This is a genomic window from Kribbella sp. DT2 (genome assembly GCF_049844575.1).
GTDB lineage: Bacteria > Actinomycetota > Actinomycetes > Propionibacteriales > Kribbellaceae > Kribbella.
The window spans coordinates 1,546,230-1,572,933 of record NZ_JBNCLH010000001.1 but is presented as its reverse complement, the minus strand read 5'-3'; the positions used below and the strand labels follow the sequence as shown (position 1 = coordinate 1,572,933).

Annotated in this window: 24 protein-coding genes; 9 read left to right on the top strand and 15 right to left on the bottom strand. The window is 69.4% G+C overall.

The genetic code is table 11. From position 1 onward, the window contains the following. Positions 1-10 precede the first annotated feature (10 nt). The gene (locus tag ACLQ2O_RS07415; protein WP_425828553.1) at positions 11-1,225 is read right to left on the bottom strand and encodes an MFS transporter; all 1,215 of its coding nucleotides are present in this window, start codon (positions 1,223-1,225) and stop codon (positions 11-13) included. Beyond that, complete coding sequence (locus ACLQ2O_RS07410; RefSeq protein WP_425828551.1) at positions 1,222-2,187, bottom strand: hypothetical protein; 966 nt, start codon at positions 2,185-2,187, stop codon at positions 1,222-1,224. The genes ACLQ2O_RS07415 and ACLQ2O_RS07410 overlap by 4 nt, the downstream gene beginning before the upstream one ends. A 93-nt stretch (positions 2,188-2,280) precedes the next feature. On the opposite strand from ACLQ2O_RS07410, the gene ACLQ2O_RS07405 reads away from it, so the two are divergent. Next, a complete protein-coding gene (locus ACLQ2O_RS07405; RefSeq protein WP_425828549.1) occupies positions 2,281-3,432 on the top strand; it encodes an alpha-hydroxy-acid oxidizing protein in 1,152 nt (383 codons plus the stop codon). Next, complete coding sequence (locus ACLQ2O_RS07400) at positions 3,429-4,085, top strand: HAD family hydrolase (protein WP_425828547.1); 657 nt, start codon at positions 3,429-3,431, stop codon at positions 4,083-4,085. Before ACLQ2O_RS07405 ends, ACLQ2O_RS07400 begins: the two co-directional genes overlap by 4 nt. Here ACLQ2O_RS07400 and ACLQ2O_RS07395 read toward each other — a convergent pair whose 3' ends face one another. After that, entirely contained in the window at positions 4,086-4,853 is a 768-nt protein-coding gene (locus tag ACLQ2O_RS07395) for a D-Ala-D-Ala carboxypeptidase family metallohydrolase (RefSeq protein ID WP_425828545.1), read from the bottom strand. It abuts the gene before it with no gap. 211 nt (positions 4,854-5,064) lie between these two features. Between ACLQ2O_RS07395 and ACLQ2O_RS07390 the strand changes: the two genes are divergently transcribed. Both ACLQ2O_RS07390 and ACLQ2O_RS07385 read left to right on the top strand, forming a co-directional pair. Next, entirely contained in the window at positions 5,065-5,595 is a 531-nt protein-coding gene (locus ACLQ2O_RS07390) for a SigE family RNA polymerase sigma factor (RefSeq protein WP_425828543.1), read from the top strand. Then, on the top strand, positions 5,592-7,007 hold the full coding sequence (locus ACLQ2O_RS07385; RefSeq protein WP_425828541.1) for a hypothetical protein: 1,416 nt from the start codon (positions 5,592-5,594) through the stop codon (positions 7,005-7,007). The genes ACLQ2O_RS07390 and ACLQ2O_RS07385 overlap by 4 nt, the downstream gene beginning before the upstream one ends. A gap of 2 nt (positions 7,008-7,009) precedes the next feature. On the opposite strand, the gene ACLQ2O_RS07380 is transcribed toward ACLQ2O_RS07385, so the two are convergent. Continuing rightward, a complete protein-coding gene (locus ACLQ2O_RS07380; RefSeq protein WP_425828539.1) occupies positions 7,010-7,762 on the bottom strand; it encodes a sugar phosphate isomerase/epimerase family protein in 753 nt (250 codons plus the stop codon). A gap of 117 nt (positions 7,763-7,879) precedes the next feature. Here ACLQ2O_RS07380 and rarD point away from each other — a divergent pair, with 117 nt between their 5' ends. Further along, on the top strand, positions 7,880-8,788 hold the full coding sequence (rarD, locus tag ACLQ2O_RS07375) for an EamA family transporter RarD (RefSeq protein WP_425828537.1): 909 nt from the start codon (positions 7,880-7,882) through the stop codon (positions 8,786-8,788). Positions 8,789-8,874: 86 nt separating this feature from the next. Continuing rightward, complete coding sequence (locus ACLQ2O_RS07370) at positions 8,875-10,944, top strand: PhoX family protein (protein ID WP_425828535.1); 2,070 nt, start codon at positions 8,875-8,877, stop codon at positions 10,942-10,944. Between the two features lie 276 nt (positions 10,945-11,220). Here the strand turns inward: ACLQ2O_RS07370 and ACLQ2O_RS07365 are convergent, their stop codons facing one another. Further along, entirely contained in the window at positions 11,221-11,976 is a 756-nt protein-coding gene (locus ACLQ2O_RS07365) for a DUF899 family protein (protein WP_425828533.1), read from the bottom strand. Between the two features lie 45 nt (positions 11,977-12,021). Between ACLQ2O_RS07365 and ACLQ2O_RS07360 the strand changes: the two genes are divergently transcribed. The 3 genes from ACLQ2O_RS07360 to ACLQ2O_RS07350 all read left to right on the top strand — a co-directional run bounded on the left by ACLQ2O_RS07360 (position 12,022) and on the right by ACLQ2O_RS07350 (position 13,926). Further along, positions 12,022-12,504 carry an RrF2 family transcriptional regulator gene (locus tag ACLQ2O_RS07360; RefSeq protein ID WP_425828531.1) on the top strand — a complete coding sequence of 161 codons (483 nt, stop codon included), beginning with the start codon at positions 12,022-12,024 and terminating at the stop codon, positions 12,502-12,504. Positions 12,505-12,570: 66 nt separating this feature from the next. Beyond that, positions 12,571-13,026: a cupin domain-containing protein gene (locus ACLQ2O_RS07355; RefSeq protein WP_425828529.1), complete on the top strand. Its 456-nt coding sequence runs from the start codon at positions 12,571-12,573 to the stop codon at positions 13,024-13,026. Positions 13,027-13,308: 282 nt separating this feature from the next. Beyond that, positions 13,309-13,926, top strand: a complete 618-nt coding sequence (locus tag ACLQ2O_RS07350) for an AAA family ATPase (protein ID WP_425828527.1) — start codon at positions 13,309-13,311, stop codon at positions 13,924-13,926. A 16-nt stretch (positions 13,927-13,942) separates the two neighbouring features. On the opposite strand, the gene ACLQ2O_RS07345 is transcribed toward ACLQ2O_RS07350, so the two are convergent. From ACLQ2O_RS07345 to nuoF, 10 genes are read right to left on the bottom strand one after another with little or no spacing between them, the layout of a single operon-like run. Next, the gene (locus ACLQ2O_RS07345) at positions 13,943-14,965 is read right to left on the bottom strand and encodes a polyprenyl synthetase family protein (protein ID WP_425828525.1); all 1,023 of its coding nucleotides are present in this window, start codon (positions 14,963-14,965) and stop codon (positions 13,943-13,945) included. Further along, the gene (nuoN, locus tag ACLQ2O_RS07340; RefSeq protein ID WP_425828523.1) at positions 14,962-16,563 is read right to left on the bottom strand and encodes an NADH-quinone oxidoreductase subunit NuoN; all 1,602 of its coding nucleotides are present in this window, start codon (positions 16,561-16,563) and stop codon (positions 14,962-14,964) included. Before nuoN ends, ACLQ2O_RS07345 begins: the two co-directional genes overlap by 4 nt. After that, the gene (locus ACLQ2O_RS07335; protein ID WP_425828521.1) at positions 16,560-18,083 is read right to left on the bottom strand and encodes an NADH-quinone oxidoreductase subunit M; all 1,524 of its coding nucleotides are present in this window, start codon (positions 18,081-18,083) and stop codon (positions 16,560-16,562) included. Before ACLQ2O_RS07335 ends, nuoN begins: the two co-directional genes overlap by 4 nt. Then, positions 18,080-19,951, bottom strand: a complete 1,872-nt coding sequence (gene nuoL / locus ACLQ2O_RS07330) for an NADH-quinone oxidoreductase subunit L (protein ID WP_425828519.1) — start codon at positions 19,949-19,951, stop codon at positions 18,080-18,082. Before nuoL ends, ACLQ2O_RS07335 begins: the two co-directional genes overlap by 4 nt. Before the next feature lie 11 nt (positions 19,952-19,962). Then, positions 19,963-20,262, bottom strand: a complete 300-nt coding sequence (gene nuoK / locus ACLQ2O_RS07325; protein ID WP_077019076.1) for an NADH-quinone oxidoreductase subunit NuoK — start codon at positions 20,260-20,262, stop codon at positions 19,963-19,965. After that, a complete protein-coding gene (locus ACLQ2O_RS07320; protein WP_425828517.1) occupies positions 20,259-21,104 on the bottom strand; it encodes an NADH-quinone oxidoreductase subunit J in 846 nt (281 codons plus the stop codon). Before ACLQ2O_RS07320 ends, nuoK begins: the two co-directional genes overlap by 4 nt. After that, positions 21,101-21,649 (bottom strand): NADH-quinone oxidoreductase subunit NuoI, encoded by a 549-nt coding sequence (gene nuoI, locus ACLQ2O_RS07315; RefSeq protein WP_425828515.1) that lies wholly within the window; start codon positions 21,647-21,649, stop codon positions 21,101-21,103. Before nuoI ends, ACLQ2O_RS07320 begins: the two co-directional genes overlap by 4 nt. After that, positions 21,642-22,979, bottom strand: a complete 1,338-nt coding sequence (gene nuoH / locus ACLQ2O_RS07310) for an NADH-quinone oxidoreductase subunit NuoH (RefSeq protein WP_425828513.1) — start codon at positions 22,977-22,979, stop codon at positions 21,642-21,644. The genes nuoI and nuoH overlap by 8 nt, the downstream gene beginning before the upstream one ends. Then, on the bottom strand, positions 22,976-25,405 hold the full coding sequence (locus ACLQ2O_RS07305) for an NADH-quinone oxidoreductase subunit G (protein ID WP_425828511.1): 2,430 nt from the start codon (positions 25,403-25,405) through the stop codon (positions 22,976-22,978). The genes nuoH and ACLQ2O_RS07305 overlap by 4 nt, the downstream gene beginning before the upstream one ends. After that, positions 25,402-26,703, bottom strand: coding sequence for an NADH-quinone oxidoreductase subunit NuoF (nuoF, locus tag ACLQ2O_RS07300; protein ID WP_425828509.1), 1,302 nt, complete (start codon positions 26,701-26,703; stop codon positions 25,402-25,404). Before nuoF ends, ACLQ2O_RS07305 begins: the two co-directional genes overlap by 4 nt. Position 26,704: the final 1 nt, after the last annotated feature.

The following is a 26,704-nucleotide window of genomic DNA, read 5'->3' as shown; positions in this document are numbered from 1 at the left end:
GAGGACGGCGTCAGGAAACCGCCGGGTTCTCCCCTGAAGTGGCGACCCGGCGATCCATCAGGCCGGAGGTCAGCGCGAGGACCAGGCCGAGGATCGCCAGGCCCGCGCCCAGACGGCTCGGCCATTCGTAGCCGTAGCCGGCGCCGAGGACCAGCGAGCCGAGCCAGGCGCCGAGCGCGTTGGCGATGTTCAACGTCGAGTGGTTCAGGGACGCGGCCAGGGACTGCCCCTCGTGCGCGACGTCCATCAGGCGGGTCTGCAGGGCCGGGATCAGGATGCTGGAGGAGAAGCCGAGCAGGAAAACGGCGAGCAGCGCGGTCGGCTTGGTGTGGGCGAGCCAGCCGAAGGTGGTGAGCATGATCGTGATCGCCACCAGGCCGCCGTACAGGCTGGGCATCAGTGCGCGGTCGGCGAGCCGGCCGCCGACGAGCGTGCCGCCGGTCATCCCGACGCCGAAGACCGCGAGCACGATCGTCACCGCGCCCTCGCTGAACCCGGCCAGCTCGGTCATCGTCGGCGTGATGAACGTGTACGTCGCGAACATCCCGCCGAAGCCGACCATCCCGACCAGCAGCGCCATCCACACCTGCGGCCGGGCCAGCGCGCTCAGCTCGCTGCGCACGTTCACCTCGCTGCCGACCGGCTGCGGCGCCACCCAGAACCACACCGCGACGAGCGTCAGCAACCCCAGTACGCCGACCAGCAGGAACGGCAGCTGCCACCCGAACCGCTGCCCGAGCAGCGTCGACGCGGGCACGCCCACGATGTTCGCGATCGGCAGCCCGACCATGATCATCGACACCGCCCAGGCCCGCCGGTTGGCCGGCACCAGCGACGCGCTGACGACCGCGCCGATCCCGAAGAACGCGCCGTGCGGCAGCCCGGACAGGAACCGCGCCGCCATCAGCATTTCGTAGCTGCTGGCAACGGCCGACAGCACGTTGCCGAGCACGAAGAGCCCCATCAGCCCGAGCAGCAGCCGCTTCCGCCCGGTCCGCGCGCCCAGCGCGGCGATCACCGGCGCCCCGACCACCACCCCGATCGCGTACGCCGAGATGACGTGCCCGGCGGTCGGGATCGAGATGTCGACCCCCTCCGCGATCTGCGGCAGCAGCCCCATCGTGACGAACTCCGTCGTCCCGATCGCGAACCCGCCCGTGGCCAGCGCGAACAACGCCAGCCCGACGTGCCGGTAGCGCGTGTCAGGAGTAACTGAAGTTGTCACACCTGAATTGTCGCACCGACCAACCGGCCCGACCGAATCCAGCAGAACACCACCAGCCCCACCGCCAGCGCGGCGAACACCATGTTCCCCGCCAGATCGACCCCCTTCGAGGCGGTCGCGACCGGCTGCTCCGGAAACGCGTGCCACGCGTACGTGAGCAACGTCCCACCCGCCAGCGCCATCGAGTGCCGAGCCGTCCACGTCGTACGCCGCGACCACCCCCGTACGACGACCAGCGCGACCGCGAACAGCACGAGCATCGCCCCCACCCGCACCCACGCACCGAGGCCGACGTCGTCCACCACCATGAACGCCGACGACACCACCAGCCCGAACACCCCGACGACCCAGTCCGCGGGCACCCCTCCGGCCCCGCGCACCACCGGTCGCCGCCCCACCCGCACAGCCAGCGCGACCAGGACGACAATCGCCACCGCCACCCCCACGAACTGCCCCGGCGACGCCACGAACGAGTCGCTCTGCAGCTGGAACGCGGTCGTCACCACCACCCCGAACGCGAAGATCACCCCGAACACCACCAACCCCTTCCGCCCGAACCACGGCCGCCGCGACGACGCAGACTCCACCAGCACGATCGGCACCGTCACACTCCACACCGTGTGCAGCGTCAGCACGAACAGCGTCCACGGCGCCCCCATCCCCAACCACGAGACGTGCCCCGGATCAAGCAGCCGTAGGTCCGCGTAGTTCGGGTTGAACAGCGACTGCGTCGTCACCCCTTCCTCCAGTACGCCGTACGCCAGCGCGAGCAGCACCACGCTCGGATACCCCCACCCGCGGCGCCTCACGAGCTCGCGGATCAGCACCGCTCCCCCGCCGTACAGGGGAGCCAGCGCGAACAACGCGAACAACGACGTGACCGGCAGGTTCCCCAGCAGGAACTCCGCCACCAGCGGGGACAGGAGGAACAGCCCGAGGGCCGGAAGGATTCGTCGAGTCACCTTGTCAGCATCACGCCGGACAGCGGAACAGACAGGTGCCGGATGGCCGGATCAGGCGCTGACGGATGTCATGCGTCTGTGAAAACATCCGGCATGGCCAACTTCGGTGATCATCAGCTGGCGATCTACGTGCAGGGCATGTTCCAGGACACCAAGCCGGAGATCACCACTGATCTGTCCCGGCTCGAGGCGCAGGCGGCGGCGAACCTGTCGGCGGAGGCGATGGGCTACATCGTGCCCAGCGCCGGCAGCGGGTCGACCGCGCGGGCGAACCTGGCCGCGTTCGAGCGCTGGCGGCTGGTGCCGCGGATGCTGCGCGGGTCGAACGAACGCGACCTGTCCTGCACGATCCTCGGGACGAAGATGCCGGCGCCGGTGCTGGTCGCGCCGATCGGCGTCCAGACGCTGGCCCACCCCGAGGGCGAGCTGGCGACCGCGCGGGCCGCGAGCGCGCTCGGGCTGACCTACACGCACTCGACCCAGGCGAGTCACGCGTTCGAGCAGATCGAGGCCGACAGCAAGTGGTACCAGCTGTACTGGCCGACCGATCGCGACGTCTGCCTGAGCTTCCTGCAGCGAGCCAAGGACAGCGGGTACGGCGTACTGGTGGTGACGCTGGACACCGGCACGATCGGCTGGCGCCCGGCCGACCTCGACCGCGGCTTCCTGCCGTTCCTCAAGGGTGAAGGGCTCGCGAACTACTTCAGCGACCCGGCGTTCCAGGCGAAGCTGGCCAAGCCGGTCGCCGAGGACCCGACCGCGGCGGTGATGCACTGGGCGCAGATGTTCCCGAACGTCGGCCTCGGCTGGGAGGAACTGTCCTTTCTGCGCGACAACTGGGACGGCCCGATCGTGCTGAAGGGCATCACGTCGGTCGACGACGCGAAGCTGGCCGCCGAGCACGGTGTGGACGGCCTGGTCGTGTCGAACCACGGCGGTCGCCAGGTCGACGGCGCGATCGCCTCGCTCGACGCGCTGCCCGCGATCGCGGATGCGGTCGGCGAGCAGCTCACGGTGCTGTTCGACTCCGGCGTACGGACCGGGTCGGACGCCGCGAAGGCGCTCGCGCTGGGGGCGAAGGCCGTGCTGCTCGGGCGGCCGCTCCTGTACGGACTGGCGCTGGCCGGTCAGGCCGGGGTCGAGCACGTGCTGCGCTGCTTCCTGGCCGAGCTGGATCTGACGCTGGCGCTGTCCGGGTACGCCAACCACCGCGAGCTCAACCGCGACTCGGTGACGCAGGGATGAAGGCGATCATCTTCGACCTCGACGACACGCTGTTCGACCACACGACCTCCGCGGTCACCGGGCTCGGCAAGTGGCTTCCGGAGCTGGGGCTGGAGTTGTCCGACGCGCTGGTCGCCGAGTGGTTCGCGATCGAGCAGGTCAGCTACGCCGCCTGGCTCGACGGCCGGCTGACTCATCAAGGCCAGCGCCGCGCCCGGTTGCAGAGCTTCCTGCCCGTGCTGGGCAAGCCGGTACCGACCGAGGACGCCGAGCTGGACGAGGTCTTCGAGGGCTACCTGAAGCACTACCGCGCGAGCTGGTCGGCCTTCCCCGACGCGCAACCCGCCCTGGAGGTTGCCCAGGGCAACGGCTGGCGGATCGGTGTGCTGACCAACGGCAGCACGCTCCAGCAGAACCGCAAGCTCGACGCGATCGGCCTGGCGCCGTACGTCGAGGTCGTGGCGACGACGGAGACCCTCGGCTGCAGCAAGCCGGTCGCCGAGGCCTACCTGAGCACGTGCCGCCAGCTCGGCGTGGAGCCGGCCGACGCGTTGATGATCGGAGACAACTTCGAGCTGGACGTGCTCGGCGCTCGAGCCGCTGGGCTGAGCGCCGAGCACCTTGATCGCCCGGCGGGGATCACACTGGCTCAGCTGGTGAAACCGGTGCGCTGATCAGATCCCGCAGTTCGGCGCGGACCAGAAGTTGCTGGTCCGGATGTCGAGGTGGGTGTGGTCGTTGTGGTCCGGGTACCCCGGGCCGAGGATGCCGCCGAAGCCGTGGTTGCGGGCCTGCTGCGCCATCTTGCAGAACGAGTGCACGCCGGTCAGGTCGGCCGAGCGCCCGTACAGGTGCTCGCTGTTGCTGGCACCGCCGACCTGCGCGTTGCACGGGATGCTGCGGAAGCCGCTGCTGATGTTGAGCGGCTGGTCACCCAGCGCGTGCCGCAGGGCCTCCAGCTGCCACATCGTCCGCAGCGCGTTGGACTTGGTCGCCGCCTCGGACAACGGCCCGCCGTCGTAGCCGGAGCCGCCGCAGACGTCGTCGAGCTCGGTGTAGGCGAAGTGGATCGGGGTGCAGTCGTCGTCCTGCAGCGAGTAGAGCTTCGTGTACGTCGCCGTACCGGCAACGCCGTCGGCTCCGAGCCCGTACGCCGACTGGAAGCGCGTGAGCGCCGCCTTGGTGCCGGGGCCGAAGACCCCGTCGATGGCGAGGTGGGCGCCGTAGCCGGGGTAGCCGGCGATGCGGATCTGCAGCTGGCGGACGTCCTCACCGCTGGTGCCCTGGCTGAGCGGGCGGCTCCAGTTGTAGCAGCCGTCGGCGTGGGCCTTGGTCGCGGTGACGACCTGGGTGGTGACCGCCGTACCGGCGACGGCGGCGAACAGGGCCAGGATCGCGAGGATCCGGGGCAGTGGTCTGGACAGGAAGGTGCGAAGGGACATCGGAGAACCTCCAGAACGCGTGGGGGCGGATCGCGCTGGTCCCGACCCAGTTTCGCGCCACTATCTGCCGTTGGCCAGCCGTTGGCGGAAACTTTTCGACGTACAGGCAACCAACTGTGGCCCTCACCTGGTCAGCCATGATGTGACCATCGATGAGAGCACGCTCACTCTGCGTGCCGGCGCTGTGTCGACTTGCGAGGGGGAGCGATCGGTGACTGCTGCGGACAGCTTCGACGCGTTCGTGCTCGCACGGTCTGGCAGACTGCTGCGGACCGCCTACCTGCTGACCCAGGACCACGCCCTGGCCGAGGACCTGCTGCAGACAACACTGGCCAAGGCCTGGTTCGCGTGGTCCAGGATCGAAGGTGGGGATCCCGAGCCGTACGTGCGCAAAGTGCTGGTGAACACCTACTCGACCTGGTGGCGGCGCCGCTGGAACGGCGAGCAACCGACCGACGAGCTGCCCGAGCCGGCGGGGCCGGAAGGCACCGGCGCGGCCGAGCGGACGGATCTGTGGCGCGCGCTGCAGCAGCTGCCGCGCCGGCAGCGGGCGGTCGTCGTACTGCGGTACTACGAGGACCTGAGCGAGGCCGAGACGGCACGCATCCTCGGCTGCAGCACCGGCACCGTGAAGAGCCAGGCCAGCAAGGCCTTCGCCAAGCTCCGCCTCGACCCGAACCTGGTCGCCGACCCCGTCACCGCCGACCCGGCCGATCTCGCCGACAAGGAGACCTCGCGATGAATCTCACCACCCTGCGCGACGAGCTCTCCCGGCGCGCCGACTCCGTCGAGACCCCCGACCTGCTGCCCGGCGTCCAGCGCCGCATCCGCACCACCAAGCGCCGCCGGGTCGCCGGCTCGATCACCGCCGTCGCGGCGGTCGTTGCCCTCGGCATCGCTGTCGCGCCGGCCCTGACCAGCAGCGCACCCGACCCGGCCGACAACGCGCCGGCCGACTACGTCAAGGACTCCGTCACGATCAGCGGCGTCGTCGGCAAGGACCGGCTGGACAAGGCCTGGATCGGCAACGTCGGCGAGACCCGCGGCAGCTTCAGCTGGACCCCGACCGCCCAGGACGTCGCGGTCTACGCCTACTGCGCCGCACCGGGCGAGACCCGGTACGTCGTCCAGGTCGGCGGCTTCTCCGCTGCATCCGGCCCGTGCAACGTAGCCCGGAGCACTCCGGACGACGCCGGCCGGATCCTGCCGGACGACGCGCTGTGGCTCGACGTACCGCTGAACCAGGCGACCACCGTGAACGTGCAACTGGTGGACAACGACGGCCGGCTGATCGAGTCGAGCAGCGCACAGGTCGGCATCGGCATGTACCGGGCCGGCCAGCGCGACCCGCTCCCCGGCGCGACCGGGCAGACTCCCGCCCCGGGACCGGGCGATCGTGAGGAGAACGGCCTCCGGTTCCGCGGCACGGTCGGCGGCGACACCTTGCTCGCGGGTGTGGCCGGCAAGCCCGGGACCGGCACCGTCACCGCGACGTACACCGCGACCGGCAGGCCCGTGATGCTGCACTACTTCTGCACCGCGAACTCCCTGGACCCCCAGCAACCGTACGAGATGCGCGTCTACGTCAACGGCGTCGAGCGGTCCAGCGGGTGCGTGTCCCTGTCGGTCGATCTCGCCCAAGGCTTCGGCACGGTCCTGTCCGACGTCGGCGCCCCCGGGGACGAGGTTCGCGTCACGGCCGTGCTCACCGACAAGTCCAACAGTGCCGTCACCGTTCCGCGCGCGCGGCTCGGCCTCTCGGTCTACGAGAAGGGCCCGCAGCGGGTCTACGACGACGTGGCCCTGGACGAACGCACCGAGTACCTCGGGACTCCGTACCAGCTCACCGACATCCGGGCCGTCGACGCGGCCACCGCCCGCACGACGTCGCTCCGCACGCCGGAGGGCAGCCCTTTCCTGGTCGCCTACGGCAGCTCGGACCTCGGCGGGAAGGGAGTCGTCACCGGCACTCTCGACGGTCTCTCCGGCCAAGGCATGCTCAGCACCGAGCTCGGCGGAACCGCCAAGCCGGGCTGGGGCATGGCCACCGACGGCCACCGGGCAGGACCGAGCACCACCGTCACCCTGAAGGTCACCACGGGCACCCCCACCAAGGGCAAGCTGATCCTCGCGATCTACACGCCCGTGAAGTGACGTCAGACCCAGGCGTGCAGGCTGGCGGCGTCGGTGGTGAGCTGGGTGATCGAGTCGTCGGCGACGAACTCGAGCAGGGCGTTGATCTCGCGATCCTCGGTCGCCAGCCGCTGCAGGACCGGGCGCCACAGGGACTCGCGGCCGGTGAGCGGGAGGCGGGTGTTCGACGGCCACCAGGAGAAGACGTGGACGGTGCTGAGCCACGGCATCAGCGCCTCCAGCTGCTCCAGGCAGGCGGCGTCGTCGAGGTCGACCGGCGGTTGCCAGTACGTCGTGAGGTTGGGCGCGCCGACGTCCAGCAGCAGGGTGATCGTGGAGTCGACCTCGTCGGTGAGCGTGCCGCGGTGGAACTCCATCGCGATCTCGATCCCCGCGCTCGCGGCGACGTCGGCCAGCTCGGCCAGGCCGCGGGTGACCGCCATCCGGTCCCCGACCCCGGCGTCCGCCGTACCGACGGTGCCGGCCCAGACCCTGATCCGGGGTGCGCCGAGCTCGGCCGCCGTGTTCACCGCGGTCCGGATCTCCTCGCGGTCGACACTGCCGGCCCGCAGGTAGGAGCCGTACGCCGCGATCGCCAGTCCGCGCTCCTCGCAGAGCGCCCGCGCCTTCCGGGCGGCGGGCAGGTCACCGAGCGGGACATGGACGTCACCACCCCACTCGATCGCCGCGAGGCCCGCCTGCGCGGCGACGTCGACGACCTCCTCGACAGCCAACTGGCGGAACGTCACCGAGACCAGACCGGTCCTCACACCCACTAGCGCCTCCTGTGCTCTCCTCCATCCAACAGCACCGCACCAACGCCGGTCCGGCCTCGATCTCACGTCATGAGCAAAGTCTTTGTACGACCCTGACTCAGGGCATAAGCTCACGCCGTGTCCGAGCAGCGCAAAGGTTTCCTCCAGGGCTTCGCCGCGTACCTGCTGTGGGGACTCTTCCCGCTGTTCTGGCGCGAGCTCGACCACTCCGGCGCGATCGAGCTGCTCGCGCACCGCATCGTCTGGTCGCTGGTCTCGATCGCGCTGCTGGTCGTCGTACTGCGGCACCACCGGCAGGTCCGCGCGCTGATCGCCGAGCCGCGGCGCCGCTGGCCGTTGGTCGGTGGCGCGGTGCTGATCTCGGTCAACTGGGGCGTCTACATCTGGGGCGTCGAGCAGAACCGGGTCGTCGAGACCTCGCTCGGGTACTTCATCACTCCCCTGTTCACCGTGCTGCTCGGCGTCTTCGTGCTCGGCGAGAAGCTGCGGGCGATCCAGTGGACCGCGCTGGGGATCGCGTTCGCCGCGGTGGTCGGCCTGACCATCGAGGCCGGGCGGCCGCCGTGGATCGCGATCGCGCTGACCTTCTCGTTCGGGTTCTACGGGCTGCTCAAGAAGAAGGCCGGCGCCGGCGCGCTGGAGGGGATGGCGGTCGAGTCGGCGACGATGGCGCCGGTCGCGGTGATCGCGATCGTGGTGATGTCGCTGCAGGGCCACTCGACGGTGACCGAGCACGGCGGCGGGTACCTGGCACTGGTGCTGCTGAGCGGGCCGATCACCGCCGTACCGCTGCTGCTGTTCGGGTCCGCGGCGACGCGGGTCTCGATGACGACGCTCGGGCTGCTGAACTACATCGCGCCGATCATGCAGTTCGCGGTCGGAGTGACGCTGTTCCACGAGCACATGTCGTCGATGCGCTGGGCCGGGTTCGGGCTGGTCTGGATCGCGCTGGTGCTGTTCACCTGGGACGGGCTGGTGCGGCGCCGGCGGACACCCGTACTCGACGTTGCCGCCTCCGCCGCATAACTGTTCATCTTTGCTTCACTTGACTTCTGTCTGGGCTCCCTAGGCTCGCGGCCACATCCCCTTGTGAGAACCGGAGAGCCGCCGACGTGAGCCCCAAGTTCCTGCCGCTGATCAGCCAGATCGGCACCCGTCACGGGTCGCGCACCTACCGCACCTGCGCGCTGAAGTGCGCCAACCAGTGCGACCACGCGACGCCGAACACCTCGGACAACACCGACTTCCAGACCGTTGCCCGTAGCACCTTCTCCCGCCGCGGCCTGCTGAAGCTCGGCGCGGCCGGTGTGGCCGGCGCCGGGGTCGCTACGCTCGCGGCCAACCTGCCTGCCGCGGCGAACTTCTCCTCGGCGCTGAGCGGCGACCGCGGCAACGGGGCCTTCCCCGGCTTCGGCGGTCCGCACGGCGAACTCAGCCACAGCGTCGTCCCGCCGAACCGCAAGGACGACATCGTCGTGCCGAAGGGCTACGACCAGGCCGTCGTGATCGCGTGGGGCGACCCGGTCGAGCACAACGCGCCGAAGTTCGACGTCAGGAAGCAGACGCCCGAGGCGCAGGCCAAGCAGTTCGGCTACAACAACGACTACACGATGATCGTGCCGCTCAAGGACGAGCGGAAGGCGCTGCTGGTCTGCAACCACGAGTACACCGACGAGTACCTGATGTTCCCGACCGGCAAGTACGACGCCAGGACGGTCGCGAAGATCGGCCTGGCCGCGCACGGCATGTCGGTGGTCCAGATCGAGCGCGTCGGCCGCGGCGGCCAGTGGCGCCGCGACAAGGACGGCAGCCGCTACAACCGCCGGATCACCGCGAACACCAAGTTCGAGGTCACCGGCCCGGCCGCCGCCGACGCCCGCGTCGGAAAGGTTGCCTACGGCACCTTCGGGAACTGCTCCGGCGGCGTCACGCCGTGGGGCACGATCCTGTCCGGCGAGGAGAACTTCAACGGGTACTACGACGTCACCGGCGCGATCCCGGCCGAGTACACCGACAGCTACCAGCGGTACGGCGTACCGACGACGGTGACCAGGTCCGAGCGTGAGTGGAGCATCGTCGACCCCCGCTGGGACCTGACCAAGACCCCGACCGAGGTGTTCCGGGCCGGCTGGGTGGTCGAGGTCGACCCGTACGACCCGAAGGCCGCGCCGAAGAAGCGGACCATGCTCGGCCGGCTCAAGCACGAGGGCGCGACCACCACGATCACCGCCGACGGGCGGATCGCGGTGTACCTCGGCGACGACGAGAAGGGCGAGTACATCTACAAGTTCGTCTCGGCCGGCAAGTACGACGCGGACAACCGCAAGCGCAACTTCGGCCTGCTCGACGAGGGCACCCTGTACGTCGCCCGCTTCGCCGGTGACGGTGCCGACGACGGCCTGTACGACGGCACCGGCCGCTGGCTGCCGCTGACCACGGACAAGAAGTCGTTCGTCGAGGGCATGTCGGTGGCCGACGTCCTGATCAACACCCGGATCGCCGCCGACAAGGTGGGCCCGACCCGGATGGACCGGCCCGAGGACGTCGAGCGCAACCCCGTGAACGGGCGGGTCTACGCGGCGCTGACCAACAACGACGCCCGCGGCGCCAAGTTCCCCGGCGACGAGCCGAACCCGGTGGTCAAGTCGCACACCCGCGAGACCCTCGGCGGCCCGCTGGTCGAGCAGGCCGGCAACCGCAACGGGTACATCCTGGAGCTGACCGAGGAGGGCGACGACGCGGCCAAGACCGGCTTCTTCTGGACCCTGTTCCTGGTCTGCGGCGACCCGGCCGCGCAGGAGACCTACTTCGGCGGCTACGACAAGTCGAAGGTCAGCCCGATCTCCTGTCCCGACAACGTCGCGTTCGACGGGTCGGGCAACCTGTGGATCTCCACCGACGGCAACGTGCTCGGCTCCAACGACGGCATCTTCACCGTCCCGGTCGCGGGCCCGAAGCGCGGCCAGGTCAAGCAGTTCCTGTCCGTGCCGTTCGCGTCGGAAGCCTGCGGCCCGCTGGTCAGCGAGGACGACAAGACCGCGTTCGTCGCCGTCCAGCACCCGGGCGAGACCGACGACGCGACCTTCGAGAAGCCGGCCTCGACCTGGCCGCACACCCACAACTACCCGCGCCCCGCGATCTCCTGCGTCTGGCGCAAGGACAACGGCCGCGTCGGCAGCTGATCGTTCACGAGGCCGGCCGACGTCGGCGTTCCCGCCCGCGCCGGCCGGCCTCGGCGTTCCCGCCCACGCCGGCCGACCTCGGCGTTCCCGCCCACGCCGGCCGACCTCGGCGTTCCCGCCCGCACCGGCCGACCTCGGCGTTCCCGCCCGCACCGGCCGACCTCGGCGTTCCCGCCCGCACCGGCCGGCCTCGGCGTCCCCCCGCGCCGGCGGCGTCGGGGTGCCCGGCTCCTCCCCCGTTCTTTCCCCTGGTACGAGGTTGCCGAAGGCAACGAGTCAGTCCGCGAGGACGTCGGAGCGACCCGCTTCCACGCGGGACCACTGGGCGATCGGGCGGCCGTCGACCTCGTTGTAGTGCGGCCGCTCCTCGCTCCCCCACACCTGCGGCCAGCCCTCGGGTGAGTCCTCGTGCTGCTCCTGCCGCCCGTACACGGTGAGGTCCATCAGCGAGTAGCTGTTGTCCATCACCTCCACGCCACGGTTGGTGGTCCACCAGGTCTCGAAGACCCGGTCGCCGTCGCGCACGTAGCAGACCAGGTGCATCATCCCGACCGTCCGGCCGACGAGCAGCTCGGCCTTCGACGGGTCGGCTGAGTACCACGGCATCGTCCAGCCCATGAAGTCGCGGTAGCGCCGGCTCTCGTCGTACGGGCCCTGCGCGAAAACCGCGAACGTGATGTCGCGCGAGTGCAGGTACCCCAGTTCCGCGACGTGCGTCGTGCACCACGTGCAGCCCTCGCACTGCTCGGCCGCGGGATGGCCGCGATGCCACATGAAGAAGTACGCGATCAGCTGGCTACGACCCTCGAAGGCGTCGAGCAGAGTGGTCGGGCCGTCGGGGCCGGTCAGCTCGAGGCCCGGATCGACCTCGACCATCGGCAACCGCCGCCGCGCGGCAGCGATCGCGTCGCCCTCCCGCGTGTGCGCCTTCTCGCGCGCCCGCAGCTCGTCCACCTGCTCCTGGAAGGTGGCCCGGTCGACCACCCGCGGAAACCTCGTCTGTGCGTTCATACCTGCTACGTCGGAGTCCATGGATCGATCTTGACATGCCTATTCTGGACATTTAGGATCTAGGTTATGAAGATGAACGAGGGCGTCGAGTGGGCCCTGCACAGCTGCGTGAACCTGTGCTGGATCCCGGGGGAGACCGTCACCGCGAAGAAGCTCGCCGCCTTCTACGAGCTCCCCACGGCGTACCTGAACAAGCAGCTCCAGGCACTCTCCCGGGCCGGCATCATGTCGTCGACGTCCGGACCGAAGGGCGGGTTCCAGCTGGCCAAGCGGCCGGAGGACGTCACGCTGCTGGACGTGGTCGTCGCGATCGACGGCCCCGAGGACGCCTTCCGCTGCACCGAGATCCTCAAGGCGGGCCCCGGCGCGGACCCGAAGGCCGACTACCGCAAGACCTGCCTGGTCTCGAGCTCGATGCGCCGGGCCGAGGTCGTCTACCGCCGCGAGCTCGCGGCCCGCACGATCGCCGACATCGTCGCCGATGTCGAGCACAGCTTCCCCCAGACGCCGGAGAGCACCCGGGCCTGGTTCGCCAATCTCAAGTCCTGAGCTCTGCACGCCGGCCCTCAGTCATCGTCCAATTCTGGACATTAGGCATCTAGATTAGGAGTCACCATGACCATCCTCGTTCGCAGCACCGACGCCGAGGTCCTGTCCGCCAGCGGTGTCACCCTGCTCGCCGACACTCCCGCCACCAACGGTCACCTGACCAGCCACCGCTCGATCTTCCAGCCCGGCAAGGAAGGCGCTCCCCCACACCTGCACCGCGAGGCCTCCGAGCTCTTCTACGTGCTCACCGGCAGCCTCCGGGTCCTCATCGACGACACCCTGATCACCTTGCACGGCGGCGACTTCCTCGTCGTACCGCCGAACACTCCGCACGCCTTCGAGGCCGCCGGCGACTCCGCGACGGAAGTCCTCTTCGTCCTCACCCACGCCAAACCCCGCTTCGACTACTACCGCCTGCTCGAAGGCGTCTACCGCGGCGACACCGACCCTGCCGTCCTGGCCACCACCAGCGACACCTACGACAACCACTACGTCGAGAGCCCGGTCTGGATCGGCCGGTAGCCCCACGACCACCCCACCCAAAGCCCACTTTGAGAGTCAGGGGCGCGGGTGGGTCGAGGCCGGCGGCCGGCGGGTACCGACCGACAGGAGGTGTGGATCGCGAGGCCGGTTGGTTGAGCGTGGGCAGGCGGTGCCGGCCGGCCCGAGAAGCGGATACGTCCTGTCGGCCGGTACCGAGACGTGCCGGCGAAAGGCACTCTCAGTCGATTCCAAGGAAGTTCTCAGCACTGTGCGTCACCATCGTGCAAAGCGGCGAGGGGAGACACGGTGGCTGGTACGGCGATGGCGACTGGGGTGTTGGCCTACCCAGCGGAGTCGGTGGTGGTGCTGGCGGGGATTCCGGGCGCCGGGAAGAGCACGTTGTTGCGGCGGGTGTTCCCGCCGGGCAGCTCGGTGCGGGTGCTGGATTCGGCGACCACGCGCGATGAGTGGCGGCCGGTGCTCGGGAGTGTGCCGTACGGCGTGTGGCGGCCGCTCGTCCATCTGACCTACTACGTGCGGGTCGTCCGGGCGATCCGGCGCGGCGGCCCGCTGGTGATCCACGACTGCGCGACCCGGCCGGTCGCGCGACGGCTGATCGGATGGGCAGCCCGTACGGCGGGACTGCCGGTGCACCTGATCATGCTCGACGTACCGGAGGAGGTCGCCCGGCGCGGGCAGGAGGACCGGAAGCGCGTGGTCCGCGAGGCGAGCATGGCCAACCACAGCAGGCGTTGGCCGGAGCTGGTCGAGCAAGCGGCCGAGGATCCAGGGCTGGTGGTGCCGGGGGCGCTGACCGCCGTGGTGCTGAGCAGGGGACAAGCCGATCAGCTGGAGGAGATCGTCTTCGCCGGGACAGACTTGAAGTGCGCCGGGTTGCAGCGGGAACTGGTCAGCCCCGGCAGTGCCGGGGTGAGCTGATCACCCCGGCAGAGCGTCAGACCGAGCGGGTGACGACCAGGTCGCAGAGGGACTCGAGGGCCGAGCGGGCGACGCCTTCCGGCAGGTCGGCGAGCAGCTTGCGGGCGTCGTCGGCGCGACGCCGTACGTCGTCCTCGGCCTGCTGCAGGGCCGGGTGTGCCCGTAGGGCGGACAGCGCCTCGGCCAGGCGGGCGTCGTCGGTGAGGTCCGCGTCGAGGAGCTCGAGCAGGCGGGCGTCCTCGGGCTTCGACGGGTCGGCCTGGGCGCGGAAGATCAGGACCGGCAGCGTGGGCACGCCCTCGCGGAGATCCGTGCCGGGGGTCTTGCCGGACTGGCCCGACTCCGACGTGATGTCGAGGATGTCGTCGGCCAGCTGGAACGCCGCGCCGATCACCTCGCCGAACGCGCGCAGCGCCTCCTGCACCTCGTCCGACGCACCGGCGAACCGGGCCCCGAACAGCGCCGAGGTCGCGATCAGCGAGCCGGTCTTGTCGGCGACGACCGACAGGTAGTGCGCGAGCGGGTCCTGTCCCTCGCCGACGCCGAGCGTCTCCCGGATCTGCCCCTCGACCAAGCGGCCGAACGTACGGGCCTGGATCCGAACGGCCTCGGGTCCGAGCGACGCGACCAGGTCCGAGGCCCGGGCGAACAGCCAGTCCCCGGCCAGGATCGCGACCGAGTTGTCCCAGGCCGCGTTGGCGGTGGAGGAACCGCGGCGCAGCGCGGCCTCGTCCATCACGTCGTCGTGGTGCAGCGTCGCGACGTGGGTCAGCTCGACCACGACGGCCGAGTCGACCACGTCGGAGGCCTCAGGGTGAGGCCCGAACTCCGCGGCCAGCAGGACCAGCAGCGGCCGGAAGCGCTTGCCCCCGGCCACCATGACGTGCTGGGCCGCCTGGGTGACGAACGGCGCCTCGGACTGGGTGGAGTCGCGCAGCGCCTGCTCGACCCGTTCCAGCCCGGCACGAACCCGGGACTCGAGCGCCTCGTCGGCGAACGCGAATCCCAGGCTCTCGGCCGGCAGCGGAGTCGGACTCAACGGATGAACTCACCCGCACGGGCCGCCAGGTCGAGCATCGGTCCGGGAACCAGACCGAGCACCACCGTGGCGGCGAGACCCAGGGCGACGGCGGCCGTGGTCTGCCACCCGGGCAGCACCACGTCCGGAGCGTCGTCCGGCAGGTCGGAGAAGAACATCAGCACGATCACGCGGACGTAGAAGAACGCGGCGACCAGGCTGCAGAGCACGGCGATCAGGACCAGCGGCCACGCGCCACCGGTCCAGGCCGCGGTGAACACGGCCCACTTGCCGGTGAAGCCCGCGGTCAGCGGGATGCCGGCGAAGGAGAGCAGGAAGAAGGCGAAGATGCCGCCGAGCAGCGGCGACTTCTTGCCCAGTCCGGCCCACCGCGACAGGTGGGTCGCCTCGCCGCCCGCGTCCCGCACCAGCGTGACGACGGCGAAAGCACCGATGGTCGGGAAGCCGTAGGTGACCAGGTAGAACAGCACCGCCTGGGTCGAGGTGATCCCGTTCAGCACGCCGCTGCCGGCCTGGGCCAGCCCGATGAACGCGGTCAGCAGGAAGCCCGCGTGCGCGATCGAGGAGTAGGCGAGCATCCGCTTCACGTCGGTCTGGGTGATCGCGACGATCGAACCGACCACCATGGTGAGGATCGCGATGACCCACATCATCGGCGCCCAGTCCCAGCGGGTCCCACCGAGCGCGACGTAGAAGACGCGCATCAGGCCGACGAACGCGGCGATCTTGGTGCAGGCCGCCATGAACCCGGTGACCGGCGTCGGCGCGCCCTGGTAGACGTCCGGCGTCCACGAGTGGAACGGTACGGCGCCGACCTTGAACAGCAGGCCGACCCCGAGCAGACCGGTTCCGGCCAGCAGGATCGCGTCGCCACCGGTCTGGGTGGCCAGCGCGTCGGCGATGCCGCCGAGCGACATGGTGCCGGCGTACCCGTAGAGCAGGGCGATACCGAACAGCAGGAACGCCGAGGCGAACGCGCCGAGCAGGAAGTACTTCATCGCCGCTTCCTGCGAGATGAGCCGGCGACGCCGGGCCAGACCGCAGAGCAGGTACAGCGGCAGCGAGAAGACCTCGAGCGCGACGAACAGCACCAGCAGGTCGTTGGCCGACGCGAACAGCATCATGCCGCCGACCGCGAACATCGTCAGCGGGAAGACCTCGCTGTGCTCGACCTTCGCCGCGGTGCCCTCGCGCTCCGCCTCACTGCCCGGTACGGCGGCCGCCTGGCCGGCGAACGCCGACAGGCCTCCGTCGACCGAGCGCTCGGCGAACAGCAGCAGGCTGATCAGCGTCAGCGCGAGCAGGATCACCCAGGTGTACAGCGCCGGGCCGTCCACCGAGATCGCGCCCTGCGCCGCCACCAGCTGCTTGTCGTCGGCCATCAGCAGCACGGTCAGGACGCCGGCCACCACCACCCCGACGATCGCGAGCGCGACCTGCACCAGGTGGCGCCAGGTGCGCGGGAGGAACGCCTCGGCCAGTACGCCGAGGCAGGCCGCGCCGAAGACCACGAACAACGGCATCAGCTCGTTGTACTCGATCTTGGGTGCGACGAAGTCCGCCAGCGGCAGAACCTGCGCCGTCAGCACTGCACTCACTTCTGTCCCTCCGTCACGGGGATCTCAGGGGCCTTGTCGGTGACGCCCACGATCTGCATCGTCGACTCCACCGCCGGCTTGATGATGTCGATCACCGGCTTGGGGTAGATCCCGAAGCCGACGATCAGCAGCACCAGCGGGGCGATCGCGAACACCTCGCGGAAGTTCAGGTCCTTCAGCTTCTCGATCCCGTCGCGGACCGGCCCGGTCATCAGGCGTTGGTACATGATCAGGATGTAGAGCGCGGCCAGCACGATACCGAGCACCGCGATCACGGCGATCACCTTGTGCTTGCTGAACGTTCCGGCCAGCACCATGAACTCGCTGATGAACGGCGACAGCCCCGGCAGCGCGAGGCTGGACAGGCCGGCGAACAGGAACGTCCCGGCCAGGACCGGCGCGACCTTCTCGACACCGCCGTAGTCGGCGATCCGGGCCGAACCGCGCCGCGAGATCAGGTACCCGGCGACCAGGAACAGCGCCGCCGTCGACAGGCCGTGGTTGAACATGTAGAGCGTCGACCCGGTCAGCCCCTGCGAGGTGAGCGCGAAGATGCCCATCACGATGAAGCCGAAGTGCGAGATCGAGGTGTAGGCGATCAGCCGCTTGATGTCGGTCTGCCCGATCGCCACCAGCGCGCCGTACAGGACGCTGATCAGCGCGAGCACCAGGATCACCGGGGTGGCCCACTTGGAGGCCTCCGGGAACAGGCCCAGGCAGAACCGGATCATCCCGAAGGTGCCGATCTTGTCCAGGATGCCGACCAGCAGCACCGACGTGCCCGGCGTCGCCTCGGCGGCGGCGTCCGGCAGCCAGGTGTGGAACGGCACCATCGGCGCCTTCACCGCGAAGGCGAAGAAGAAGCCGAGGAACAGCCAGCGCTCGGTGTTCTGCGACATGTCCAGCTTGATCATGTCGGTCAGCAGGTACGACGGGTCGCCGGCCTTGGCCGACACGACGTACAGGCCGATCACCGACGCCAGCATCAGCAGACCGCCGAGCAGCGAGTAGAGCAGGAACTTCACCGCGGCGTACGAGCGCTGCGCGCCGCCGAAGCCACCGATCAGGAAGTACATCGGGATCAGCGTGGCCTCGAACAGCACGTAGAAGAGGAACACGTCGGTGGCGGCGAAGACCCCCAGCGACAGCGCCTCGAGCACGAGCAGCCAGACGAAGAACGACTTCTCGCTCCAGCGACCGGACTTCGCGTCGTTCCAGGAGGCCAGCTGGACGATCGGGGTGAGCAGCGCGGTGAGCACCAGCAGCACCAGTCCGACACCGTCCAGGCCGAGCGCGAAGTGCGCGCCGAAGGCCCCGATCCAGGTGTGCGTCTCCTCGTAGTCCGCCGCGCCGTTCTGGTGGTAGCCGACGGCGATCACCAGGGTCAGCACGAGCGTCAGCACGGAGAAGACCAGCGAGACCTGCTTGGCCAGCAGGGCCTTGGTCTTGGGCACCGCCAGGGTGACCAGGGCTCCCACGAGAGGCAGGAGCAACAGATACGTCAGCCAACCGATGTTCACGACAACCTCACCGCGAGGAGGGCGACGACCACGAGAGCGGCGCCGAAGACCATGCTGAGTGCGTACGAACGGACGAAGCCCGTCTGGAACCGGCGGAGCCGGCCGGACAGACCGCCGAAGAGCGCGGCCAGACCGTTCACCGAGCCGTCCACGCCCCGGTTGTCCAGCCAGACCAGCGTCCGGGTGAGGTACTGGCCCGGGCGCATCAGGACCGCCTCGTTGAGCGCGTCGCCGTACAGGTCACGGCGGGCGAACGTGGTGACCGGCGAGACCTTGACCGGCGCCTCGCGCGGGATCTCCTGGCGGTAGCGCAGGTACCCGATGGTGGCGCCGACCAGGACCACGACGACCGTGATCAGCGTCATCACCAGCGCGCTGACCGGCGGGTGGTGCTCCTCGTGCCCGACGACCGGCTCCAGCCAGTGCACGATCCAGTCGCCGGCGAAGTACAGCGCACCGCCGCCGACCGACAGGATCGCCAGCACGATCAGCGGAATCGTCATCGCCTTGGGCGACTCGTGCGGGTGCACGTCCTCGGCCCAGCGCTTCTTGCCGAAGAAGGTCATCATCATCAGCCGGGTCATGTAGAAGGCGGTGATGCCGGCCGCCAGCAGGGCGCACAACCCGATCACGAAGTTGTCCGCGAAGGCGGCCTCGATGATCTTGTCCTTGCTCCAGAAGCCGGCGAAGCCCGGGAACCCGATGATCGCCAGGTAGCCCATCAGGAAGGTCGCGAAGGTGATCTTCATCGACGTCCGCAGGGCACCGTAGTGGCGCATGTTCACGTCGTCGTTCATGCCGTGCATCACCGAGCCGGCCCCGAGGAACATGTTGGCCTTGAAGAAGCCGTGGGTGATCAGGTGGAAGATCGCGAACACGTAGCCCGCCGGGCCGAGACCGGCGGCGAGCATCATGTAGCCGATCTGGCTCATCGTCGAACCGGCCAGCGCCTTCTTGATGTCGTCCTTGGCGCACCCGATGATCGCACCGGCCAGGACCGTCACGGTCCCGACGATGACGACCGCCGTGGAGGCGACCTCGGTCTGCTCGAAGATCGCGTGCGAGCGGGTGACCAGGTAGACGCCGGCGGTGACCATGGTCGCCGCGTGGATCAGGGCCGAGACCGGGGTCGGGCCCTCCATCGCGTCCAGCAGCCAGGACTGCAGCGGTACCTGGGCCGACTTGCCGCAGGCCGCGAGCAGCAGCATCAGGCCGACCAGCGTCGCCCACGTCGACGACATCCCCTCGGCCCCGGAGTTCACCGTGGTGAAGGCGGACGAGCCGAACAGCGCCCACATGCTCATCACGGCCAGCGACAGGCCGATGTCACCGACCCGGTTCACCACGAACGCCTTCTTGGCGGCGGTGGCGGCCGAGTGCCGGTCCTGCCAGAAGCCGATCAGCAGGTACGACGCCAGACCGACGCCTTCCCAGCCGACGAAGACGAGCAGGTAGTCCGCGGCCAGCACCAGCAGCAGCATCGCCGCGATGAACAGGTTCAGGTAGGCGAAGAAGCGGCGCCGGCGCGGGTCGTGCGACATGTAGCCGATCGAGTAGATGTGGATCAGGGATCCGACACCGGTGATCAGCAGGACGAACAGGATCGAGAGTTGGTCGACCAGCAGGGTGACGTCGACGTGCACGCTGCCGACCGAGAACCACTCGAACAGCTTGACCGTCTCGGACCGCTCCTCGGCGCCGCTGCCCTGCATCTGGACGAACAGGACAGCACCGCAGACGAAGGAGGCCAGCGACGCCGCGGTGCCGAGCAGGTGACCCCAGGCGTTGGTGGCCTTGCCACCGAGCAGGAGGATCGCCGCCGACACCGCTGGGATCGCGACCAGCAGCCACGCGAGCTCATGACTCATCGGTGATTACCTCAGTACTTGAGCAGGTTGGCGTCGTCGACCGAGGCCGAACGACGGGTGCGGAAGATGGCCATGATGATCGCCAGGCCGATCACGACCTCGGCCGCGGCCACCACCATCACGAAGAAGGCGGCGATCTGGCCGTCGAGGTTGCCGTGCTGGCGGGCGAAGCTGACGAACGCCAGGTTGCACGCGTTCAGCATCAGTTCCACACACATGAACACGACGATGGCGTTACGGCGTACGAGAACACCGAGAGCACCGATGCTGAAAAGGATCGCCGCAAGGATGATGTACGGCTCGGTGCTCACAGCTTGTCTCCTTCGCCGTAGCCGCTCAGGTCCGTGCCCTCGGGCTCGGGCGGGACCTGGTCACCGGGATCGCCTTCGCTGATCCGGCGGACCGTGTCGACCTCGTCGCGCTCCTCGGTTTCGGGGAACACGGTGCCACGGGCCTGCAGGACGCGCGAAACCGAGGTCGGTGCGATCGACCCGTCCGGCAGCAGGGCCGGGGTGTCGACGGCGTTGTGCCGGGCCAGTACGCCGGGCGTCGGCAGCGGGCCGGGGTGCACGCCGTGGTCGGCGTACTTGCGGATCCGCTCCTCGGCCAGGTCGCGCTGGGTCTTACGGCGGGTCAGCCGCTCGCGGTGGGCCAGCATCATCGCGCCCATCGCGGCGGTGATCAGCAGCGCCGAGGTCACCTCGAAGGCGAACACGTACTTGCCGAACAGCAGCTGGGCGATCCCGTGCGGGTTGCCGTCCGGCTGCGCCTGGCTCAGGCCGACCGGGTCGCCGTACACGGCGTTGCCGACCGCGAAGACCAGCAGCACGCCGATCCCGAGGAAGGCCAGCCCGGCGAGCAGGCGCTGTCCGCGAATCGTCTCCACCAGGGAGTCGGACGCGTCGACACCGACCAGCATCAGCACGAACAGGAACAGCATCAGGATCGCGCCGGTGTAGACGATGATCTGTACGGCGAACAGGAACGGCGCGTCCTGCGCCGCGTACTGGACGGCCAGGCAGACCATCACCAGGGCCAGCAGCAGCGCCGAGTGCACCGCCTTGCGGACCAGGATCATCGCGATCGCGGCCAGCACCATGATCGGCGCCAGCATCCAGAACGCGACCTGGGTGCCGGTGACGAGTGAGGTCACTTCTCCGCACCACCCTCGGCGGGAACCGCCGCGCCGGTGAGGCCGCGGTAGTAGTCCTTGTCGGTGGTGCCGAGCAGCATCGCGTGCGGCGGCTCCTCCATGCCCGGCAGGAGCGGCGCCAGCAGGTCCTTCTTCTCGTAGATCAAGGACTCGCGGCTGCGGTCGGCCAGCTCGTACTCGTTGGTCATCGTGAGCGCCCGGGTCGGGCACGCCTCGATGCACAGGCCGCAGAGGATGCAGCGCAGGTAGTTGATCTGGTAGACGCGCCCGTACCGCTCGCCGGGCGACATGCGGCCGCCCTCCTCGTTGTCGGCACCTTCGACGTAGATGGCGTCCGCGGGGCAGGCCCACGCGCACAGCTCACAGCCGATGCACTTCTCCAGGCCGTCCGGCCAGCGGTTCAGCTGGTGCCGGCCGTGGAAGCGCGGCGCGGTCGGCTTCTTCTCGAACGGGTACTCCTCGGTGAACACCTTGCGGAACATCGTCCGGAAGGTGACTCCGAATCCCGCTACCGGATCCCAGAGGGACTCTTTGACGCTAGCCACGGCTGCCTTCCTTGCTACGACTTTCCGTCTCGCCTTGGCTCGGAGTGTTGACGAGCGGTGGGGGCACAGGGAACCCGCCGGCGAACGCGTCGAACTCCGCGTCGTCCACCTCAGGTTCGGGTTCGGTCTTCTTCTGCGGCAGGAACATCGTGATCACCGCGACCAGCGCGACGGCACCGGCCGCCAGCAGCAGCCAGTTGCGCTGGAACTCGACCTCACGGCCGACCGCGCGCACGGTGGCGACCAGCACGATCCAGCCCAGCGAGACCGGGATCAGGACCTTCCAGCCCAGCTTCATGAACTGGTCGTAGCGCAGTCGCGGCAGCGTTCCACGCAACCAGATGTAGAAGAAGATGAAGCACATCATCTTGCCGACGAACCACAGCACCGGCCAGTAGCCGGAGTTCGCGCCGTCCCAGATCGAGATCGGCCACGGCGCCCGGTACCCGCCGAGGAACAGCGTGGTCGCCAGCGCGGACACGGTCGCCATGTTGATGTACTCGGCCAGGAAGAACATCGCGTACTTCATCGACGAGTACTCGGTCAGGAAGCCGGCCACCAGCTCGCCCTCGGCCTCCGGGAGGTCGAACGGCGCCCGGTTGGTCTCGCCGACCATCGAGATCACGTAGATCACGAACGACGGGAAGAGCAGGAACGCGTACCAGCCAGGGATCGGGATGTCGGCGCCGAACAGGCTGACCGACTGGTGCGAGCCCTGCGCGGCGACGATCTCCGAGGTGGACATCGAGCCGGCGAACAGGAACACCGTCACCAGCGCCAGGCCCATCGCGACCTCGTACGAGATCATCTGGGCGCTGGAGCGCAGACCGCCGAGCAGCGAGTACGTCGAGTTGGACGACCAGCCACCGAGCACGATGCCGTAGATGCCGATCGAGGCGATCGCCATCACGTACAGCACCGAGACCGGCAGGTCGGTGATCTGCAGCCGGGTGTAGGTGTCGGTGAACGGGATCTTCACCGTCGGGCCGAACGGGATCACCGCGAAGGTCAGGAAGGCCGGGATCGAGACGATCACCGGCGCCGCGACGTAGACGAACTTGTCCACGCCCTTCGGCATCAGGTCTTCCTTGAACATCAGCTTCATACCGTCGGCCAGCGACTGGAGCAGACCGAACGGGCCGTGCACGTTCGGGCCGACCCGGTGCTGCATCCGCGCCACGACCCGGCGTTCCCACCAGATGTTGAACAGGGTGAGCACGACCAGGAAGACGAAGACCAGCAGCACCTTGATGCCGACGACCCACCAGGGGTCGTTGCCGAACCCGGCGTCCGGTACGTCGGCCGTCGCGGCGAGCGGGACGTGCATCATGAGTTCCCTCCGGCGATGGTCACGATCGAGCCGTGGTCGGCGTGCAGCGCGCGCCGTACGTGCGAGTCGGCCGAGTTCGTCGGCAGCCAGACCACGTTGTCGGTCATCGGGGTGATCACGACCGGCAGCCGGACCGAGCCGGCGTCGGTGCTGACCACCAGCTCGTCGCCGTCGGCCACGCCGACCCGGGTCGCGGTCGTCAGCGACAGCCGGGCGACCGGCGTGCGCGCGGTCGCGACCAGGTGCGGCTCACCGTCGTTGCCGCGGCTGGCGTCGATCAGCATCCGCCAGGTCGCCAGCCGGGTCGAGTCGAACGCGCCGAGCGACGGACCGGCCTGGTACGTCGGCTCCTGCGCGCGGTCGCCGTCCCAGCGGCCGAGCTCGTCGTACTCGCGCTTGGCGCCGGCCGGGGTGCTGAACCCGAGCGACAGGTCCATCTCCTGGGCCAGCGCGGCCAGCGCGCGCACGTCCGGCATCGCGGCCGGCACCTTGAGCACGACCGGGAACGGCCGCTCGCGGCCCTCCCAGTTCACGAAGGTGCCGTCCTTCTCGGCCGGCGGTACGACGGGGAAGATCACGTCGGCGTGCTCGGTGACCTGCGAGCTGCGGACCTCGAAGCTGACCACGAACGGCGCGGCCTCGAGCGCGGCCAGGGCGGCCGCCGGGTCCGGCAGGTCGTCGATCTCGACCCCCGCGACGACCAGGGCCTGCAGCGACCCGGCCGAGGCCAGGATCTCGCCGGTGTCCTTGCCTGCCGTGGTGGGCAGGTTCTCGACGCCCCACGCGGCCTGCAGGTCGACCCGGGCCTGAGCGTCGGAGACCAGCCGGCCACCGGGCAGCAGACCCGGAAGGCAGCCGGCCTCGAGCGCGCCCCGGTCACCCGCACGACGCGGGATCCAGACGAGCTGGGCGCCGGTGTCGAGCGCCAGCCGCAGCGCGGCGGACAGTGCACCCGGCACGGTCGCGAGCCGCTCGCCGACGATGATCACCGCGTCCGGACCGAGCGCCGCCTTGGCTGCCGCGCCGGTGTCGCCCTGGTTGCCCAGGTCCCCCAGTACGGCGGCCTCGGTGCCCGGCGTCGTCGAGACGACGACCCCGTCGAGCTTCTCGACCCCGCGCGACGCGAGCGCCGCGAGCGTGAACACCTTGGTGCCGCTGTTGCGCACGCCCTTGCGGAGGCGGAGGAACACCGTCGGCGCCTCCTCCTCGGGCTCGAACCCGGCGAGCACGACAGCGCCGGCCCGCTCGAGGTCGGTGAACGTCGTCCCGAGGCCCGTGCCGGCCACCGCGGCGGCCAGGAAGTCGGCCTCCTCCGGCGAGTGCGGGCGGGCCCGGAAGTCGATGTCGTTGGTGCCCAGGGCAACGCGGGCGAACTTCGAGTACGCGTAGGCGTCCTCCAGCGTCAGCCGGCCACCGGTCAGGACGGCGGCGTTGCCGCGCGCGGCGGTGAGCTTCTTGGCCGCGAAGTTCAGCGCCTCCGGCCAGGACGCCGGCCGCAGCTCGCCGTCCTCGCGGATCTGCGGGTGGGTCAGCCGGTCGCCGGTGCTCGCGTAGTTGAACGCGAACCGGTCGCGGTCGGAGATCCACTCCTCGTTGACCGCCGGGTCGTCGCCGGACAGCCGCCGCATCACCTTGCCGCGCCGGTAGTCGACCCGGATCGCCGCACCGGAGGCGTCGTGCTCGGCCACCGACGGAACCGACACCAGGTCGAACGGCCGCGAGCGGAACCGGTACGCCGCGCTGGTGAGCGCGCCGACCGGGCAGATCTGGATCGTGTTGCCGGAGAAGTAGCTCTCGAAGGGCTCCTTCTCGTAGATCCCGACCTGCTGCAGCGCGCCGCGCTCGATCAGCGCGATGAACGGGTCACCGGCGATCTGCTCGGAGAACCGGGTGCAGCGGGCGCAGAGCACGCAGCGCTCGCGGTCCAGCAGCACCTCGGCGGAGATGTTGATCGGCTTGGGGAAGGTCCGCTTGACCGCGTCGAAGCGGCTCTCGCCGTTCCCGTTGGTCATCGCCTGGTTCTGCAGGGGGCACTCGCCGCCCTTGTCGCAGACCGGGCAGTCCAGCGGGTGGTTGATCAGCAGGAACTCCATGATCCCGTGCTGGGCCTTGTCCGCGACCGGCGACGTCACCTGGGTACGCACGACCATGTTGTCGGCGACCGTGATCGTGCAGGAGGCCTGCGGCTTCGGCATCCCCCGGCCGTTGCCGGCGTCGGGGATCTCGACCAGGCACTGGCGGCAGGCGCCGACCGGGTCGAGCAGCGGGTGGTCGCAGAACCGCGGGATCTGGATCCCGGCCTTCTCCGCCGCCCGGATCAGCAGGGTGTTCTTCGGGACCTTGACCTCGATGTCGTCGATGGTCACGGTGACGAGGTCGACCTTCTCGACCTCGGCGCCCGAAGGAGGGTTGGCTTGGATGGTCATGCGCTTGCTCCAGCGGTCGCGAAGACGGTGGACGCCATCGGGTCGAACGGGCAGCCGCCGTGGGTGAAGTGCGCCAGGTACTCGTCCTTGAAGTGCTGGATCGAGCTGGTGATCGGCGCGGTCGCACCGTCGGCCAGCGCGCAGAACGAACGGCCGGTGATGTTCTCGCTCAGGTCGAGCAGGGTCTCGAGGTCGGCCTCGCTGCCCTGGCCCTTCTCCAGCCGCTCCAGGATCTGGACCAGCCACCAGGTGCCCTCACGGCACGGGGTGCACTTGCCGCACGACTCGTGCTTGTAGAACTCGGTCCAGCGCAGCACCGAGCGGACCACGCAGACGGTCTCGTCGAAGATCTGCAGCGCCTTGGTGCCGAGCATCGAGCCGGCCGCGCCGACGCCCTCGTAGTCCAGCGGGACGTCGAGGTGCTCGGAGGTCAGCAGCGGCGTGGACGAACCGCCCGGGGTCCAGAACTTCAGCTCGTGGCCCTCGCGGACGCCACCGGCCAGGTCGATCAGCTGGCGCAGCGTGATGCCGAGCGGTGCCTCGTACTGGCCGGGGCGGGTGACGTGCCCGGACAGCGAGTACAGCGTCATGCCCTTGGACTTCTCGGTGCCCATCGAGCCGAACCAGTCCACGCCGTTCTTGATGATGGCGGGAACAGAGGCGATCGACTCGACGTTGTTGATGACAGTGGGGCAGCCGTACAGACCGGCCACGGCCGGGAAGGGGGGACGCAGCCGGGGTTGACCGCGACGACCTTCGAGCGAGTCGAGCAGCGCCGTCTCCTCGCCGCAGATGTAGGCGCCCGCGCCGGCGTGCACGATGACGTCCAGGTCGTAGCCGGTGCCGAGGATGTCCGTGCCGATGAAACCGGCGGCCTTTGCCTCCTCGACGGCCTGCTGCAACCGCCGTACGACGTGCAGGACCTCACCGCGGACGTAGATGAACGCGGTCGACGCGCGGATCGCGTACGACGCGATGATCACGCCTTCCACGAGCGTGTGCGGCGAGGCCATCATCAGCGGGATGTCCTTGCAGGTGCCCGGCTCGGACTCGTCGGCGTTGACGACCAGGTACTTCGGCTTCGGGTTGTCCTGCGGGATGAACGACCACTTCATACCGGTCGGGAAGCCCGCGCCACCACGGCCGCGCAGACCGGAGTCCTTGACGGCGGTGACCACGTCGGCCGGCTGCATCCGCAGCGCGGTCCGCAACGCGTCGTACCCGCCGGAGCGCTGGTACGACGAGAGCTGCCAGGCGCGGATCTGGTCCCAGTTGTCGGACAGTACCGGGGTCAGCATG

Bases quoted from the DNA above. Each gene is read 5' to 3' on its own strand.
- ACLQ2O_RS07395 (WP_425828545.1), bottom strand. From the start codon at position 4,853: ATGTCCCTTCGCACCTTCCTGTCCAGACCACTGCCCCGGATCCTCGCG.
- nuoH (WP_425828513.1), bottom strand. From the start codon at position 22,979: ATGATGCACGTCCCGCTCGCCGCGACGGCCGACGTACCGGACGCCGGG.
- nuoF (WP_425828509.1), bottom strand. From the start codon at position 26,703: ATGCTGACCCCGGTACTGTCCGACAACTGGGACCAGATCCGCGCCTGG.
- ACLQ2O_RS07360 (WP_425828531.1), top strand. From the start codon at position 12,022: ATGAAGATGAACGAGGGCGTCGAGTGGGCCCTGCACAGCTGCGTGAAC.
- ACLQ2O_RS07355 (WP_425828529.1), top strand. From the start codon at position 12,571: ATGACCATCCTCGTTCGCAGCACCGACGCCGAGGTCCTGTCCGCCAGC.
- ACLQ2O_RS07400 (WP_425828547.1), top strand. From the start codon at position 3,429: ATGAAGGCGATCATCTTCGACCTCGACGACACGCTGTTCGACCACACG.
- ACLQ2O_RS07405 (WP_425828549.1), top strand. From the start codon at position 2,281: ATGGCCAACTTCGGTGATCATCAGCTGGCGATCTACGTGCAGGGCATG.
- nuoL (WP_425828519.1), bottom strand. From the start codon at position 19,951: ATGAGTCATGAGCTCGCGTGGCTGCTGGTCGCGATCCCAGCGGTGTCG.
- ACLQ2O_RS07350 (WP_425828527.1), top strand. From the start codon at position 13,309: ATGGCGACTGGGGTGTTGGCCTACCCAGCGGAGTCGGTGGTGGTGCTG.
- ACLQ2O_RS07305 (WP_425828511.1), bottom strand. From the start codon at position 25,405: ATGACCATCCAAGCCAACCCTCCTTCGGGCGCCGAGGTCGAGAAGGTC.
- ACLQ2O_RS07385 (WP_425828541.1), top strand. From the start codon at position 5,592: ATGAATCTCACCACCCTGCGCGACGAGCTCTCCCGGCGCGCCGACTCC.
- ACLQ2O_RS07365 (WP_425828533.1), bottom strand. From the start codon at position 11,976: ATGGACTCCGACGTAGCAGGTATGAACGCACAGACGAGGTTTCCGCGG.